The organism is Polynucleobacter duraquae (assembly GCF_000973625.1).
Classification (GTDB): Bacteria; Pseudomonadota; Gammaproteobacteria; order Burkholderiales; family Burkholderiaceae; genus Polynucleobacter; species Polynucleobacter duraquae.
Genome location: NZ_CP007501.1, coordinates 1,939,404 through 1,954,027, shown reverse-complemented (window position 1 = coordinate 1,954,027; position 14,624 = coordinate 1,939,404). Strand labels below are relative to the sequence as shown.

The following is a 14,624-nucleotide window of genomic DNA, read 5'->3' as shown; positions in this document are numbered from 1 at the left end:
GATATAGTAAATCGATAAGGTATGACGGTGAAAAAGAGTTTTAATCTTTCTGGTGGCTGGCAAAAAATCGTGGGCGGAATGCTGCTTTTGACCCTGGCAGTTTCTACGCCCAGTATTTCTGCAGAGAAAGTTAAGAAAACTCCTTCGAATAAAGAAAGCAGAATTTCAGCTTTTGAAATCACAGAAGGCGATCGCACTTTTATTGAGTTACGCGAAGCTGCTAAAAGAAATGACGTAGCTCGTGCACAAACATTAGCTGCTAGCCTCTCCAGTTACCCCTATGACGACTATGTAGCTTATTTCCGCATTAAGCCCCAGTTATTTGACAGTGCTGGTAGCGCACGTGCCGATAGTAATGCTGACTCTCAGGTGGCAGCTTTTCTAAATCAATATCAAGGTACGGCTTTGGCTGATCGGATGCGTAATGATTGGTTGCTCGTTTTAGGTAAGCGTAAAGATTGGTCTCGCTTTGATGTTGAATATCCAAAGTTTGTTTTGGATGACGATACTCAGGTGAAATGCTATTCACTGCAGTCGAAATTAGCTCAAGGTGAGAACCCAACCAAAGTGGCGATTGATGCGCGTGCAGTATTGTTGGACCCACGCTATTTTGGCCAAGCTTGCCAAGAGTTAGTGCCCGCCTTGGTTGGTGCCGGAGGTATGACACCGAGTGAAGCAAAAGCAATTGGTCGCGCTGCCAGTGAGATGGGTTTTGACACGATGTCACGTCGCTTAGGTGGTGAAGATTCTATTGCCGAGATCGTGAAAGCTGCCAAGGCGGATCCTGCAAAAGTATTTAAAGATTTTTCACAAAATGCATCACGATACAGCAAAGAAAATCAAGCTGTAGCTTGGGGTGTCATCGGTCAGTTCCTTGCAAAGAAATTAGACCCTAATGCAGACGATGCCTATCGTTTTCAACAAGAGCTTGGTTATAACGAACTGCTCTCTACTGAAGGTCAGGAGTGGAAGGTACGTGCTGGCTTACGCGCTAAGGATTGGACGCTAGTAAAAAATGCGATTGAAGGTATGAATCCTGCTGTACGCAGTAAAGATCCTGCCTGGACTTATTGGTATGCGCGTGCATTAAAAGTCGATGGACAAAATGAAAAGGCACGCGAGAATCTTGAGCTCGTTGCCGATCAATACAATTTTTATGGGCAGCTTGCGCGAGAAGATCTTGGTAAATCCAATCACGTGCCCTCGCGTACTAAGGTTGGTGAAGCGGAAATCGAAGCGATGTCTCAGCGCAAAGGCTTTATCAGAGGTGAGCGTTTCTATGCCATGAATTTGCGCTTTGAAGGTAATCGTGAGTGGAATTGGGAATTGCGTAACATGACTGATAAGCAACTCTTAGCATCTGCTGAGTATGCCAAGCGTATTGGTCTATATGACCGCGTTGTCAATACTGCTGACCGTACAAAGCAAGAGCATGACTTCAGTTTGCGCTACCCCACGCCCTATCGTGATGAGCTATCTCCGATTGCAAAACAAATTGATTTGAACTTGGCCTGGACCTATGGATTGATTCGCCAAGAGTCACGCTTCATCATGAATGCTTCCTCTTCGGTCGGCGCTTCAGGATTGATGCAAGTGATGCCAAACACAGCAAAGTATGTAGCCAAGAAGATTGGCATGACTTCTTACACCAATGACAAGCTCACCGATACCAATACCAACCTGACCTTAGGTAGTAATTACCTGAACATGGTCTTAGTAGATCTAGATGGCTCTTGGGTACTAGCATCTGCAGCTTATAACGCTGGTCCATCGCGTTCTAAAACCTGGCGGGAAAAACTGACTAGCCCAACAGAGGGTGCAATTTTTGCAGAAACAATTCCGTTTAATGAAACACGAACTTACGTAAAAAACGTTTTGGCTAATGCAACGTACTATTCATCGGTAATGCATGGACAAACGCAATCTTTAAAGCAGCGTTTAGGAGTAATCACTCCTAAAGTGGCAAATGCTTCTGAGCTGCCTTAGTCATTTAACTAGATAGGATCTTTATGAAATACGACATTCTGCTAATCGGTGGTAACGGCTTTGTAGGCAGGGTCTTGGCTGCCCAATTACAAGCAGAGGGCTATTCCGTTTTGCTGCCTACTAGACACTTAGCATCTGCACGTGAATTACGCATGTTGCCAAAGATACATTTAGAAGATGCTGATGTGCATGAGTTTGATTCATTACAAGAGCTTTGCTCACGAATCCAGCCTAGCGGTGCCGTCATTAATTTGGTGGGTGTATTGCATGACAAGCCAGCAGAGCCTTATGGAAAAGTATTCCAAGCGGCACATGTTGATCTCCCAAAAAGTATCATTACCGCTATGCAGATGAATGGTCTTAAGCGCTATCTACACATGAGTGCATTAGGGGCAGACTCTCATGGCCCGTCAATGTATCAGCGCAGTAAGGGTGATGGAGAGGCCGTAGTAAAAGCTAGCAATCTCGACTGGACTATTTTTAGACCTTCAGTCATTTTTGGCGCCCACGATCAATTTATTAACTTGTTTGCCAAGTTAACGAAATTATTTCCGGTGATGCCTTTGGCAAACTCAGGAGCGCAGTTTCAGCCGGTGAGCGTGGATGATGTGGCTACTGCATTTACAAGATCTTTAAAAATGCCATCGACGATTCATCAGTCTTATGATTTAGTGGGGCCTACGGTCTACACCATGAAAGAAATTGTGGAATTTGCTTCGCGCAAAGTCGATACAAAATGCGCAATCATTCCCGTGCCCGATTTTGTTGGTTACCTCCAGGCTTTGGCTTTTGAGTTCCTGCCTGTCCCAACGTTAATGTCGCGCGACAATATTGCGTCAATGCAAGTACCCAACATCCTGCCGCTCAATGGAGTGGATGCCCTAAGTAAAGTATTTGGTATCAGTCGTCGCACGCTAGAAGGCATGAAATAAGTCGATGAAGATCTATGCAGTCGGTGGTGCTATTCGGGATACCCTGATGGGTCTGCCAGTGCATGATATTGATTACGTAGTGGTGGGCTCTAGCGTAGAGGAGATGGTTGCGCAGGGATATCGTCCAGTGGGTAAAGATTTCCCCGTCTTTCTGCATCCAGAGACTCAAGCTGAATATGCCTTGGCTCGTACGGAGCGTAAGACAGGCAAGGGCTACAAAGGATTTCTGTTTTATGCCGACCCAACTGTCACGCTAGAACAAGACTTAGAGCGCCGTGATCTGACGATTAATGCAATGGCCCAAGAGGTGGGGGCAAATGGCAAATGGGTGGGACCCATTCTAGATCCCTTCAACGGGCAAGACGATTTGGCGTCAAAAATTTTCCGGCATGTATCTGATGCGTTTGCAGAAGATCCTTTGCGCCTATTGCGTATCGCTCGTTTTGCTGCTCGCTTTCCTGACTTCATAGTTGCGCCAGAAACAATGAATGCTTTGCAGGCCATTGTTCGATCCAATGAATTATCAGCACTCTCAGCCGAAAGAATTTGGCAGGAGTTAGCTAGAGGCTTTACTGCCAGCAAGCCAATGCGAATGCTCCAAGTGTTGCTTGATGCAGATGCCGCTAGAGTGCTGTTGCCATCGAAACTGGTGAGCAACTTAGCTAAAGAAGAATTCCGTGAGCAGCTTATTGCATATTTGCTTACAGCGGATAGCAATCTAGAAGATCGCTGTGCTGTCACTCTCATGCATTTGTCCGCTAGTGAAATTCGATTATGGGCAGCGTGTGTCAAAATGCCTAATGAGGTGCGTGACTTCAGTGAAATATTTAGCGAGCTCAATTTATTAAATGAGCAGATGACAGGAGATACATATCAATCTTCCGATGTACTGGTATGGTTCAATCGTGCGGATGTTTGGCGAAAACCTGATCGTGGTCAGGCTTTATTGGACTTAGCTAAACGCATCGGCTTGAACGTCGACACTTTAATTTTGGCAATGCAAAATGCTCAGGCGCTCAACACAGCTGAAATTATTGATGGTATTCCTGCGCAAGAGCGATCTCATGGTGAAGTTATTCGCCGTGCTGTAGATGCCGCAAGACTCTCGGCAATCACTTCAGCATTAACTAGTCAATCAATTTAAAGCCGATTTCTGCCTCGCAGGCCAGGCAAGTCCTCTAATGTATGGTCTGGCAATATGTCAGATAGTTTCTTTGAGAATGCGAAGACCTTAAAGAGCTCACCCATCTCCGCTTCAGACAGCAGTTTTTGCAGAGAGTTTGAAATGGGTAAAAAAGTTTCTGGATTGCTGGGATCGCCAATCTCTAATGCAATATCGCCAATACCCGCGTCTAACAAATAAGATGCTTGATTACTGAGATAGACATCATCAACTCTTTCTTCTAGCGCACTACGCGCAATCTGTGACCACTCTACATGGGTAGTCACATCAGATAGACCTGGAAGATAAAACGGATCTTGAATCGCATGATGGCGATGGTGCACCATTAAGGTCCCCTCGATTCGTTGAGCGTGATAGTACTCACTCTCTGGAAACCCATAATCAAAAGTGAGGAAGAGGCCAGTATCCAGATGATTAGCCACTTGACCCATCCAAGCATTGGCTGGTGTGTGTAGTTCTGTGACATAGCCTTCAGAAAAACTTCCATTCACCAATGCTTCTGGAAGTAGATCTTGTTCAACGGGCTTTCCTATTGACCAAGTAAGTCTGCCTTTAGCAACTGAAACACCCTGCCAATACCAGAAGCCGTCTTGGAAAATGATGGCATCACAAGGAATGGCATCAATTACCTCATTTGCTAGGATGATGCCTTTGAAGTTTTTGGGTAAAGAGTTAAGCCAGCGGCATTGAGTTGGTAAACTAAGTTCTTTGGAAAGATGTTGAAGTCGCTCTTCTTGCCTTTGGGCTAGGTCGGGCGAGATTTCGATGATGTCGTAGTGATCCAAAGTGAAACCAAGCTCATGTAGTCGGCTGAGAATGGATTGGGCCAACTTACCCGTGCCGGCACCAAATTCTAGAATTTGGGTGGGGAGTCCTTGAGCCTGAAGACCCTCCAAAATAGGAAGCAACGTCTCCACAATGGCAGCGCCGAATAGTGGTGAGAGCTCAGGTGCAGTCGTGAAATCACCACCAGCGCCCAATTTATGGGCCCCAGCACTGTAATAACCCATTCCTGGCTCATAAAGAGCCATTTCCATATATCTTGAAAAGGGTATCCAGCCGCTGTTTGAAGCGATTTCGGCCATTATTTTCTGCCTAAGAAGCTCGATATGAGCCGTTTCAAGGCTGGTCAAGGTAATATCCATAGCTCGCTAGTCTAAGAGAATTTAGGTAACTTGAGTTCAAACCCACAACCCCAAGAAAATAAAGCGGTTTTAGTGACCGGCGCTGCTAAGCGCCTTGGTCGAGAAATTGCTTTAGAGTTTGCTCGTCAAGGCTGGGATGTGGCGGTTCACTATGGCCGGTCAGAATCCGAGGCCCAAGCTACCGTAGCTGAGATTCAAAGGCTAGGGTGTAAAGCTGTGGCAATTAAGGCTGATCTCGCCAGCGAAGCAGAAATCAATTCTCTGTTTAAAGCAGTGTTGGCCAAGTTCAGTAATTTGCAGTGCCTGATCAATAGCGCCTCGATCTTTGAATATGATCGCGCTAACTCAGATACCCCGCTCAATAGTCAGATTTTGCGAGACCACATGCAGGTCAATTTAGCTGCACCTATTTTGTTATCTCAGTTGATGTTTGAACATCAAAAGAGCCAGAAAAAGAAAACAGGAGAGGGTGATTTAACTATCCCCTCAGTAATCCAGCTACTCGATCAAAAATTAATTAATCTCAATCCCGATTATTTGTCTTACACATTATCGAAAGCTGCACTCCTCACTTCGGTTGAGGTCTTGGCGGTAGATTTTGCTCCGCACTTACGAGTGATTGGTTTGGCCCCCGGTATTACGCTGACCTCAGGCGATCAAACCGAAGCTGGTTTTACTAAGGCACATCAGATGACGCCACTAGGAAAGTCATCAACACCCAGTGATATTGCAAAAGTAGCCGTATTTTTAGCTGGCTCGAATGCGATCACGGGCACAACCTTATATGTGGACGGCGGACAACATCTCTTGCCATCATCACGCGATGTGATGTTTAAAACAAGCTAAGAATTGAATACAGAATAAAAAGTTAAAAAGAGTTAATAAAAATTATGCATGCCATTCTTTCTCATCCAGCACTTGCTGATTGTCGCCGCCTATTTCTACGTGACTATGAAATTTATATCAATATTGGTGTCCATGATTTTGAGAAAAAAGCTGAACAGCGCGTTATTCTCAATGTAGACCTCTATGTCCCGCTGAATATGAACACGCCTTCTAAAGACTTATTGGAAGAGGTGGTGGATTACGACTTCATGCGTGAAACCATTAAGACGCTGTCTTCCCGGGGTCATATCCATTTACAGGAAACGTTTTGCGATGACATTGTGACTGCAATGCTATTGCACCCTAAGGTCACCGCTGCGCGCGTTAGTACCGCTAAGCCTGATGTTTATCCAGACTGCCACTCTGTTGGTGTTGAGGTGTTTCGGATGAAGCAGGCTTAAAGAAACTCCAGAAAAGAATTTAGCAGCCATGAGCGATAACCGTAAAGTTGTCTTAGAAGAAAACAAGCTGGAGAAAAAGCTGTGCCGTTTAGTTGGCCAAGCTATTGGTGACTTTGGCATGATCGAAAATGGTGACAAGGTAATGGTTTGCCTGTCAGGTGGTAAAGATAGTTACGCCATGCTCGATATCCTTTTAAAGTTACGCGAGCGCGCCCCAATTGATTTTGAAATTGTGGCTGTCAACCTAGATCAAAAGCAACCAGGATTTCCAGCGGAGATTCTGCCGAATTATTTAAAAGCTTTAGGTGTTCAGTACCATATTGAAAATCAAGATACCTACAGCATCGTCAAGCGTGTAATTCCGGAAGGCAAAACTACTTGTGGACTTTGCTCTCGATTACGTCGTGGCATTTTATATCGCGTAGCGGATGAGTTAGGCGCCACTAAGATTGCCTTAGGCCACCATCGTGATGACATCTTAGAGACATTAATGCTCAATATGTTTTTTGCTGGCAAGCTCAAAGGTATGCCGCCAAAGTTGCGATCTGATGACGGAAAGCACATCGTCATCCGCCCTCTAGCCTACGTTCCTGAAAAGTTACTTGAGCGTTACGCGGTAGATATGAACTTCCCGATTATTCCGTGCAATCTGTGCGGTAGTCAGCCCAATCTTCAGCGTGGCGCTATGAAAGAAATGTTGCGTGAATGGGAGAAAAAGCACCCAGGGCGTGTCGAGAATCTTTTTCGCTCAATGCACCACATCGTGCCATCCCATTTAATGGATGTTGAGGCCTTTAGTTTTAAGAATCTGGAGATTTCTACAGAACTATCGGGTATTGCCGCAAGATCGGCTGGCGATAAGGCAATTGACGAGACAGAAATCGATGAAATAGCCTGTGGAACGCTCATTCAGGGGTCTTATAATCCCTCTTTATGAACATCGTTATTTTGGCTGCTGGGCAGGGAAAGCGGATGAAGTCCGCCTTACCCAAGGTTCTTCAAACCTTGGCTGGGAAACCCCTTCTCCAGCACGTTTTGAATACGGCTTTAGACCTACAAGGTAAAAGCGCAAAAACTGGCCCCATCGTCGTTGTGGGGTATGGCGCTGCTGATGTTAAGGAATTTCTTCAAATTATCAGCGAGCAAGATTCTCGCTATGGCAAAGTGGGTACTGCATTGCAGGCTGAGCAAAAAGGAACGGGCCACGCTTTATTACAAGCTTTGCCTAAGCTAGATGTAAATAAGCCTACTTTGGTTCTGTATGGTGATGTCCCTCTGACAAGTAAGAAGACGCTCTCTAAATTAGCTAAATTGGCTGATGGAGTGCGTGGTCAAGATTCTGCATTGGCGCTTCTAACTCAAAACCTCAATAATCCAGCGGGCTATGGCCGTATCGCACGGAATATTGATGGGTCAGTAAAAGAGATTGTTGAAGAAAAAGATGCTTCACCTGAGCAAAAGCGTATTCAAGAGATCAATACCGGCATCATGGTGCTGCCAACCAACTCACTCAAAAAATGGTTGAAGTCTTTGCGTGCAAGCAATGCCCAAGGTGAATACTATTTAACTGATGTAATTGCAATGGCAGTCAAAGATGGGGTGCCTGTTCGCACTGCACAAGCAGATGCTGTATATGAGATTGTTGGTGTTAACAGTCGCAATCAGTTGGCTGCATTAGAGCGAGTACATCAACTCAATCAAGCAAATGTATTAATGGATGCCGGTGTTTCTTTAGCCGATCCGGCGCGGATTGATATTCGTGGAACTCTAGAGTGCGGCACGGATGTCTTTATTGATGTCGGTTGTGTATTCGAGGGTTGCGTCACTTTGGCTGCGGGTACAGCAGTGGGTCCGTACTGCATTATTCGTAATAGCGTGATTGGAAAGAATGTCACCATTCACCCATACAGCCATTTAGACGGCGCAAAAGTTGGCGCTAGTTCACTGATCGGACCTTATGCTCGCTTGCGTCCTGGTGCAGATTTGTCTAACGATGTGCATATTGGCAACTTTGTAGAAGTGAAGAATAGCAAGATCGCTGCAAATAGTAAGGCTAATCACTTGGCTTATGTGGGTGACTCCATCGTGGGCTCTAGAGTCAATATCGGCGCAGGTACGATTACTTGCAACTACGATGGCGTGAATAAACACCAAACCATTATTGAGGATGACGTTTTCATTGGTTCTGATACTCAGTTAGTTGCCCCAGTTCGTGTTGGCCGTGGTGCTACTTTGGGCGCGGGAACTACCTTAACTAAAGATGCACCCCCCAATCAGTTGACCGTATCACGAGCTAAGCAAATCTCTTTACAGTGGCAGCGCCCAGTAAAGAAAGAAAAGAAAGTAGCTACCAAGAAGGTAGCCACCAAAAAATCCGTGAAGGCTAAAAAATAATGTGCGGAATTGTTGGCGCAGCATCGCGTAAGAATATTGTTGAAGTTTTAATTGAAGGCTTACGTCGCCTTGAGTACCGTGGTTATGATTCTTGTGGCTTTGCTGTAATTAATGGTGATGATGCCAAACATCTGATTGAGCGCGCACGTACTACTGCTCGTGTTTCTGAGTTGGCAGAGCAGGGTAAAGATTTTCATGGCACCTTAGGTATTGCGCATACTCGCTGGGCGACGCACGGTAAGCCAGATACACAAAATGCACATCCGCATATTTCAGGTGGACTTATTGCTGTTGTTCATAACGGCATTATTGAAAACTACGAAGTACTACGCACTGAGTTGAAATCAGCAGGTTATGTATTTACCTCGGAAACTGATACTGAAGTCATTGCGCATCTAATTCATCAAGCCTATGTATCCAGTAAGCCGGTAGATTTAGTTGCTTCAGTCCGTTCTGTATTGCCGCGACTTCATGGTGCTTATGCGATTGGCGTGATTGCACAAGATCGACCAAATATTTTGGTGGGCGCGCGTGTTGGCTCACCATTAGTTGTCGCTCTTGGTGAAAATGAAAACTTTCTTGCTTCTGATGCTTTAGCGCTTGCTGGTCGAGCGCACTCCATGATGTATTTAGAAGAGGGCGATGTTGCTGTTCTCAAGGCAGAGAGTGTTGAGATCATTGATCACGCAGGAAAGACGGTGCAGCGAGAGCAAAAGCCTATGCCCGCTCAGGCTGACTCAGTAGATCTAGGGCCTTATCAGCACTACATGCAAAAAGAGATTTTTGAGCAACCTAGAGCTATTGGTGACACGCTTGCTAATATCGCCAGCTTTGGTCCACAACTCTTTAATGCCGATCCCGAGCAGTGGAAAAAGTTTGATCAAATTTTGATTTTGGCTTGTGGCACTAGTTACTACTCCGCCTGTGTTGCTAAATATTGGCTGGAGGATTTGGCGGGTATTCCGACACAGGTTGAGATTGCTAGTGAATATCGCTATCGCACAACCGTACCCAATCCCAATACATTAATTGTGGTGGTTTCCCAGTCTGGAGAGACTGCGGATACTCTGGCGGCACTACGTCATGCGCAAGCCTTAGGCCATCAATACACTCTCGCGATTTGCAACGTAGCTTCCAGCGCCATGGTTCGTGAAACCAATTGGAGTTTCTTGACCAAGGCTGGTACCGAGATTGGTGTCGCTTCTACTAAAGCTTTTACAACCCAGCTAGTTGCCCTTTATCTATTGGCTGTTTCATTGGCTAAGCGCGCAGGAAAAGTAAGCCCCGAGCGAGAGAAAGAGCTCTTACGTGACTTGCGACATCTTCCAAAAGCATTGCATGCCGTGCTAGCACTTGAGCCACAGATTATTGCTTGGAGCACAGCATTTGCTAAGTGTGAAAACGCTTTATTCCTAGGGCGTGGCATGCACTATCCGATTGCTCTTGAAGGTGCTCTCAAGCTTAAAGAGATTTCGTATATTCATGCTGAAGCCTATCCAGCAGGTGAGTTAAAGCATGGGCCACTAGCGCTGGTTACTGAAAAGATGCCAGTAGTTACAGTAGCTCCTAAGGATGACTTGCTGGAAAAGCTTAAATCCAATATGCAGGAAGTTAAAGCTCGCGGTGGAAAGCTCTATGTCTTTGCTGATCAAGACACCGAGATTACTAGCAGTGAAGGTATTAATGTGATTCGTTTGCCTGAGCACTATGGCAATCTTTCACCAATTTTGCATGTAGTTCCTCTTCAGCTCCTGGCGTATCACACTGCTTGTGCTCTAGGTACTGATGTCGATAAGCCTCGCAACCTCGCAAAGAGCGTTACAGTGGAGTAATCCCAAGAGCATGAAAAAAGTAATCGGCATTCAAGGCAATGATCAGGGTCACTGGGTTGGCGATGGCTTCCCTGTGCGAACCTTGTTTTTCTATCAAGACCTGGGAAAACAGATGAGTCCATTCTTGATGCTGGACTACGCGGGTCCAGCGGAGTTTCCCCCAACAACTGAGCGTAAGGGTGTGGGCTCACATCCCCATCGTGGTTTTGAAACTGTCACGATTGTGTATGAAGGCGAAGTAGCTCATAAGGATTCCACCGGTCAAGGCGGTGTGATTGGCCCTGGAGATGTTCAGTGGATGACTGCGGGCTCCGGCATTATGCATGAAGAGTTTCATTCTGAAGGCTTTGCCAAAAACGGCGGTACTCTGAATATGGTGCAGTTGTGGGTCAATTTGCCGGCCAAACTCAAAATGACCAAGCCAAGTTATCAAGCCATTTTAGATAAACAAATTCCTACGATTGATTTGAAGGGTGGTTCGGGGCAAGCTCGTATCATCGCTGGAGAGTTGGATGGTCATCAAGGTCCTGCTCGTACATTCACTCCTATGCAAGTGATTGACCTGAAGTTGAGGAAGGGTTCGAAAAGTATTCCAGTGCCTGAGGGTTGGAATGTATCTCTAGTCGTGCTTAAGGGTGCTATTGAAGCTGGTGAGGGGGTAGTGGCCAAAGATGCTCAGATGTTGATGTTTAGCAATCAAGGTCAGGATATTCAAGTGAATGTGCTGGAAGACTCTATAGCCCTGCTACTGAGTGGCGAACCTATCGATGAGCCTATCGTTGGCTATGGACCATTTGTCATGAATACCAAAGAAGAGATTGCTCAGGCAATGCAGGATTTCAATAGCGGGAGTTTTGGAAGAATTGCCCACTAAGAAGATGCCAGGGGTATAAAAAATCCGTTTGACTTCTGTGTTTAGCTGTGTGCAAAATTCATTATTTAAATCATGGTGTTACACAGACTGGTTTAGAAAAGTGTGTTCAAATATCTGCTATATAAAAGGATGTTTGTCACAGTTCATGCTCGGCTTCAAAGATTTCTCTAGTTTGCGTTTGCTCTCGCTACTTTTCGCGGGACTTCTCTCTGCATGTGCAGCGGGTCCAGACTTTAAGCAACTTGATGCTCCGAATACATCTAAATATACTGAAGCTACCCTTCCTCAGAAATTAGCTACTGCACCTGGAGTACCTGGCGGAACCAATCAAGAGTTTATTGAAGGCGCTGATATTGAGGCTCAGTGGTGGGAGTTATTTAAGTCTCCTGAATTAGACGCTCTTATCAAAAAGGCCCTGCAGCAAAATCCTAATTTAGGTGCTGCTGATGCTGCTTTACGCGCGAGCCAAGAAAATGTCAGCGCACAAATTGGCGGTCAGTATTTCCCGGCGATTGGTTTAAATGGCGGCGCCACACGGCAGCTACAGCCTTCTGCAATTTATGGTCTGCCTTATGGCTCTGATACCTACAACCTCTATAACGCTTCTGTAAATGTTACATATAAGCTAGACGTCTTTGGTGGAGCACGTCGCGCAGTTGAAGGTGCGAGAGCGCAAGCAGAGATTGCACAGTTTCAGCTTGAAGGCGCCTACCTTTCTTTGACGGCCAACATTGTTACTAGTGCAGTACGTGAAGCTGCTTTGCGTGCACAGATGCAAGCTACAGAAGAAATTCTGAAGGCACAAACGAATTTAGCTGAAGTTACAGAAAAGCAATTGGCAATTGGTACAGTCTCTCGAGTAGATGTAACATCGCAAAGAACCTTGGTCTCTAACTCGCAAGTAGATTTATTTACTTATGAACGCAACCTATCATTTACACGTAATCAGTTAGCGGTGTTGGTTGGTGAATTGCCTAGTAATGCCAACATCACTAAGTTTGACCTGAAGTCTTTGTATTTGCCAGAGAAGTTGCCACTCTCCGTGCCATCAAGCTTAGTGCGTCAGCGTCCAGATGTACGCGCAGCGGAGGCGCAACTGAAGGCTACCAATGCTTTAGTAGGTGTTGCTACTGCTAATTTATTGCCACAATTTAATATCACTGGAGCTATTGGTTCCGCAGCATTAACAAGCTCAGCCTTGTTTGGGCCGAACGCCACTCTATGGTCTATTGCTGGCGGTATCTTTCAGCCACTCTTTCAGGGCGGGCAGTTATTAGCGCAACGCCGCGGTGCGATGGCTAATTACGAACAAGCAGTTTTTCAATATCAAGCTACTGTGCTCAAAGCTTTTCAAGAAGTTGCTGACTCCTTGCGTGCTTTAGAAGCTGGATCACAAGCATTAAAGTCTGCATCGGATGCTGAGCGCTACGCTTATGAAACTTTAGAGTTGGTGCAGCAGCAATACAAGTTAGGCACTGCTAGCTACTTGGCTGTCCTGTATTACCAAAATCAATATCAAATTGCTAAAGTTAAATCGGTTTCTGCGCAAGCAACCCGATTCTCTGATACAGCAGCATTATTTGCAGCATTGGGCGGCGGTTGGTGGAATCGTACCGGCCCAGCCTTTCAACCAAAAGCCATAGCGAACAAAGATCAAAATGAAACTTCTGGAAACAATTAAAACCAAAGTAACTGCTATTGCAGTCGCCTTGTGGGCATGGATGCTTGCGAAGGCGATCGAGTGGAAACTTCGCGACAGGCTCATTGCTCTTTGGGAAAAGATAAAAGGGTTTTGGGTGCGTTTACGCGAACGATTCATGCGTAGCAAGATCAATGCAAAATTACAATCCATGACTCCTTTGGGTCGACGTATGACCATTATGTTATGCGGTGTATTTTTATTATTGGGCTTGATATTTGGATTTAATCAACTCAAGACTTTCATGATTAAGTACTTCATTGCTGGTATGGGTTTGCCGCCAGCAACAGTTTCTACGATGGTTGTGGAAACTTCAGCATGGCAACCTAAATTATCTAGCGTTGGTAATGTGCGTGCATTTAGGGGTGTAGAACTCAGCACTGAAATTGGTGGCTTGGTACAAAACGTATACATTAAATCAGGCATGGATGTTAAAGAAGGCGAGTTACTCATTAAATTGAATGATGCCTCTGATGTTGCCCAACTCAACTCTTTAAAAGCATTAGCAGATTTGGCTCAAGTAATTAATGAGCGCGATAGACAGCAACTAGAGATTCAGGCGATTAGTAAGAACGTGTTCGATACTAGTAAAGCAGATGCAAAGTCAAAGCAAGCTCAGGTGGAGCAGCAAACGGCCTTAGTTGCTAAGAAAAATTTAAAGACTCCTTTTAGTGGACGTGTTGGTATTGTGATGATCAACCCTGGTCAGTTTGTGAATCCAGGTGATAAGTTACTTACTCTTCAAACCTTGGATCCGATTTTTGTGGACTTCAATCTCCCACAAAGTAATGCTGAACAAATTCAGGTTGGGCAAGAAATTGTGGTGACGACGGATGCATTCAAGGGTGCAAGCTTTACTGGAAAGATTACTGCGGTCAGCCCAAAGGTCGATACGAATACACGTAATATTCAGATTGAGGCTCAGTTAGCCAATCCAGATAAAAAGATCTTACCGGGCATGTTTGCTAATGTGAATATCAAGTTAGGTGATCAAGTAAAGCTGCTGACCTTGCCTCAGACGGCGGTAACTTACAACCCGTATGGCTCAACTGTCTTTATTGCTAAGCCCACTGGTAAAAAAGATAAGCAGGGCAAGCCTGCACTGGAGGCTCAACAAGTCTTCGTGACTACTGGGCTAACTCGTGGAGATCAGGTAGCGATCCTCAAAGGAGTTGAAGAGGGCGCCACGGTTGTTACAAGCGGTCAACTCAAGTTAAAGAATGGAACTCCGCTGATTGTGAATAACAAGGTGTTGCCAGCTAATTCACCCAACCCGCAGCCACAGGAATAAGT

At 45.5% G+C, this 14,624-nt stretch carries 12 protein-coding genes; 11 read left to right on the top strand and 1 reads right to left on the bottom strand.

The annotated features are described in order from the left end of the window. Positions 1 to 78: 78 nt before the first annotated feature. The 3 genes from CL55_RS10015 to CL55_RS10005 are packed head-to-tail and all read left to right on the top strand — an operon-like array spanning position 79 to position 4,062. A complete protein-coding gene (locus CL55_RS10015; RefSeq protein WP_046331308.1) occupies positions 79 to 1,986 on the top strand; it encodes a lytic transglycosylase domain-containing protein in 1,908 nt (635 codons plus the stop codon). Positions 1,987 to 2,009: 23 nt separating this feature from the next. Continuing rightward, positions 2,010 to 2,918, top strand: a complete 909-nt coding sequence (locus CL55_RS10010) for a complex I NDUFA9 subunit family protein (protein WP_046330955.1) — start codon at positions 2,010 to 2,012, stop codon at positions 2,916 to 2,918. A gap of 4 nt (positions 2,919 to 2,922) precedes the next feature. Further along, complete coding sequence (locus CL55_RS10005) at positions 2,923 to 4,062, top strand: tRNA nucleotidyltransferase/poly(A) polymerase-related protein (RefSeq protein ID WP_046330954.1); 1,140 nt, start codon at positions 2,923 to 2,925, stop codon at positions 4,060 to 4,062. Here CL55_RS10005 and CL55_RS10000 read toward each other — a convergent pair. Beyond that, positions 4,059 to 5,186 carry a class I SAM-dependent methyltransferase gene (locus CL55_RS10000; RefSeq protein WP_237150501.1) on the bottom strand — a complete coding sequence of 376 codons (1,128 nt, stop codon included), beginning with the start codon at positions 5,184 to 5,186 and terminating at the stop codon, positions 4,059 to 4,061. The two genes, CL55_RS10005 and CL55_RS10000, sit on opposite strands and share 4 nt — an antisense overlap. A 90-nt stretch (positions 5,187 to 5,276) precedes the next feature. Between CL55_RS10000 and CL55_RS09995 the strand changes: the two genes are divergently transcribed. From CL55_RS09995 to CL55_RS09960, 8 genes are all read left to right on the top strand, one after another. Beyond that, positions 5,277 to 6,092, top strand: coding sequence for an SDR family oxidoreductase (locus CL55_RS09995; RefSeq protein ID WP_046330952.1), 816 nt, complete (start codon positions 5,277 to 5,279; stop codon positions 6,090 to 6,092). A 44-nt stretch (positions 6,093 to 6,136) separates the two neighbouring features. Continuing rightward, positions 6,137 to 6,532: a dihydroneopterin aldolase gene (locus CL55_RS09990; RefSeq protein WP_046330951.1), complete on the top strand. Its 396-nt coding sequence runs from the start codon at positions 6,137 to 6,139 to the stop codon at positions 6,530 to 6,532. 28 nt (positions 6,533 to 6,560) lie between these two features. Continuing rightward, on the top strand, positions 6,561 to 7,469 hold the full coding sequence (gene ttcA / locus CL55_RS09985) for a tRNA 2-thiocytidine(32) synthetase TtcA (RefSeq protein ID WP_046330950.1): 909 nt from the start codon (positions 6,561 to 6,563) through the stop codon (positions 7,467 to 7,469). Next, positions 7,466 to 8,926 (top strand): bifunctional UDP-N-acetylglucosamine diphosphorylase/glucosamine-1-phosphate N-acetyltransferase GlmU, encoded by a 1,461-nt coding sequence (gene glmU / locus CL55_RS09980; protein WP_046330949.1) that lies wholly within the window; start codon positions 7,466 to 7,468, stop codon positions 8,924 to 8,926. Before ttcA ends, glmU begins: the two co-directional genes overlap by 4 nt. Further along, positions 8,926 to 10,758, top strand: coding sequence for a glutamine--fructose-6-phosphate transaminase (isomerizing) (gene glmS, locus CL55_RS09975; RefSeq protein WP_046330948.1), 1,833 nt, complete (start codon positions 8,926 to 8,928; stop codon positions 10,756 to 10,758). The genes glmU and glmS overlap by 1 nt, the downstream gene beginning before the upstream one ends. Positions 10,759 to 10,768: 10 nt before the next feature. Then, positions 10,769 to 11,632, top strand: a complete 864-nt coding sequence (locus tag CL55_RS09970) for a pirin family protein (RefSeq protein ID WP_046330947.1) — start codon at positions 10,769 to 10,771, stop codon at positions 11,630 to 11,632. Between the two features lie 145 nt (positions 11,633 to 11,777). After that, positions 11,778 to 13,313 (top strand): efflux transporter outer membrane subunit, encoded by a 1,536-nt coding sequence (locus CL55_RS09965; protein ID WP_046330946.1) that lies wholly within the window; start codon positions 11,778 to 11,780, stop codon positions 13,311 to 13,313. Positions 13,314 to 13,482: 169 nt separating this feature from the next. Next, complete coding sequence (locus CL55_RS09960; RefSeq protein WP_046331307.1) at positions 13,483 to 14,622, top strand: efflux RND transporter periplasmic adaptor subunit; 1,140 nt, start codon at positions 13,483 to 13,485, stop codon at positions 14,620 to 14,622. The last annotated feature ends 2 nt before the right edge of the window (positions 14,623 to 14,624 follow it).

What these genes read in the sequence shown, in the direction of transcription:
- CL55_RS10015 (WP_046331308.1), top strand. Translation starts at nt 79, where the DNA reads ATGCTGCTTTTGACCCTGGCAGTTTCTACGCCCAGTATTTCTGCAGAG.
- CL55_RS10010 (WP_046330955.1), top strand. Translation starts at nt 2,010, where the DNA reads ATGAAATACGACATTCTGCTAATCGGTGGTAACGGCTTTGTAGGCAGG.
- CL55_RS10005 (WP_046330954.1), top strand. Translation starts at nt 2,923, where the DNA reads ATGAAGATCTATGCAGTCGGTGGTGCTATTCGGGATACCCTGATGGGT.
- CL55_RS10000 (WP_237150501.1), bottom strand. Translation starts at nt 5,186, where the DNA reads ATGGCCGAAATCGCTTCAAACAGCGGCTGGATACCCTTTTCAAGATAT.
- CL55_RS09990 (WP_046330951.1), top strand. Translation starts at nt 6,137, where the DNA reads ATGCATGCCATTCTTTCTCATCCAGCACTTGCTGATTGTCGCCGCCTA.
- ttcA (WP_046330950.1), top strand. Translation starts at nt 6,561, where the DNA reads ATGAGCGATAACCGTAAAGTTGTCTTAGAAGAAAACAAGCTGGAGAAA.
- glmU (WP_046330949.1), top strand. Translation starts at nt 7,466, where the DNA reads ATGAACATCGTTATTTTGGCTGCTGGGCAGGGAAAGCGGATGAAGTCC.
- glmS (WP_046330948.1), top strand. Translation starts at nt 8,926, where the DNA reads ATGTGCGGAATTGTTGGCGCAGCATCGCGTAAGAATATTGTTGAAGTT.
- CL55_RS09970 (WP_046330947.1), top strand. Translation starts at nt 10,769, where the DNA reads ATGAAAAAAGTAATCGGCATTCAAGGCAATGATCAGGGTCACTGGGTT.
- CL55_RS09965 (WP_046330946.1), top strand. Translation starts at nt 11,778, where the DNA reads ATGCTCGGCTTCAAAGATTTCTCTAGTTTGCGTTTGCTCTCGCTACTT.
- CL55_RS09960 (WP_046331307.1), top strand. Translation starts at nt 13,483, where the DNA reads ATGACTCCTTTGGGTCGACGTATGACCATTATGTTATGCGGTGTATTT.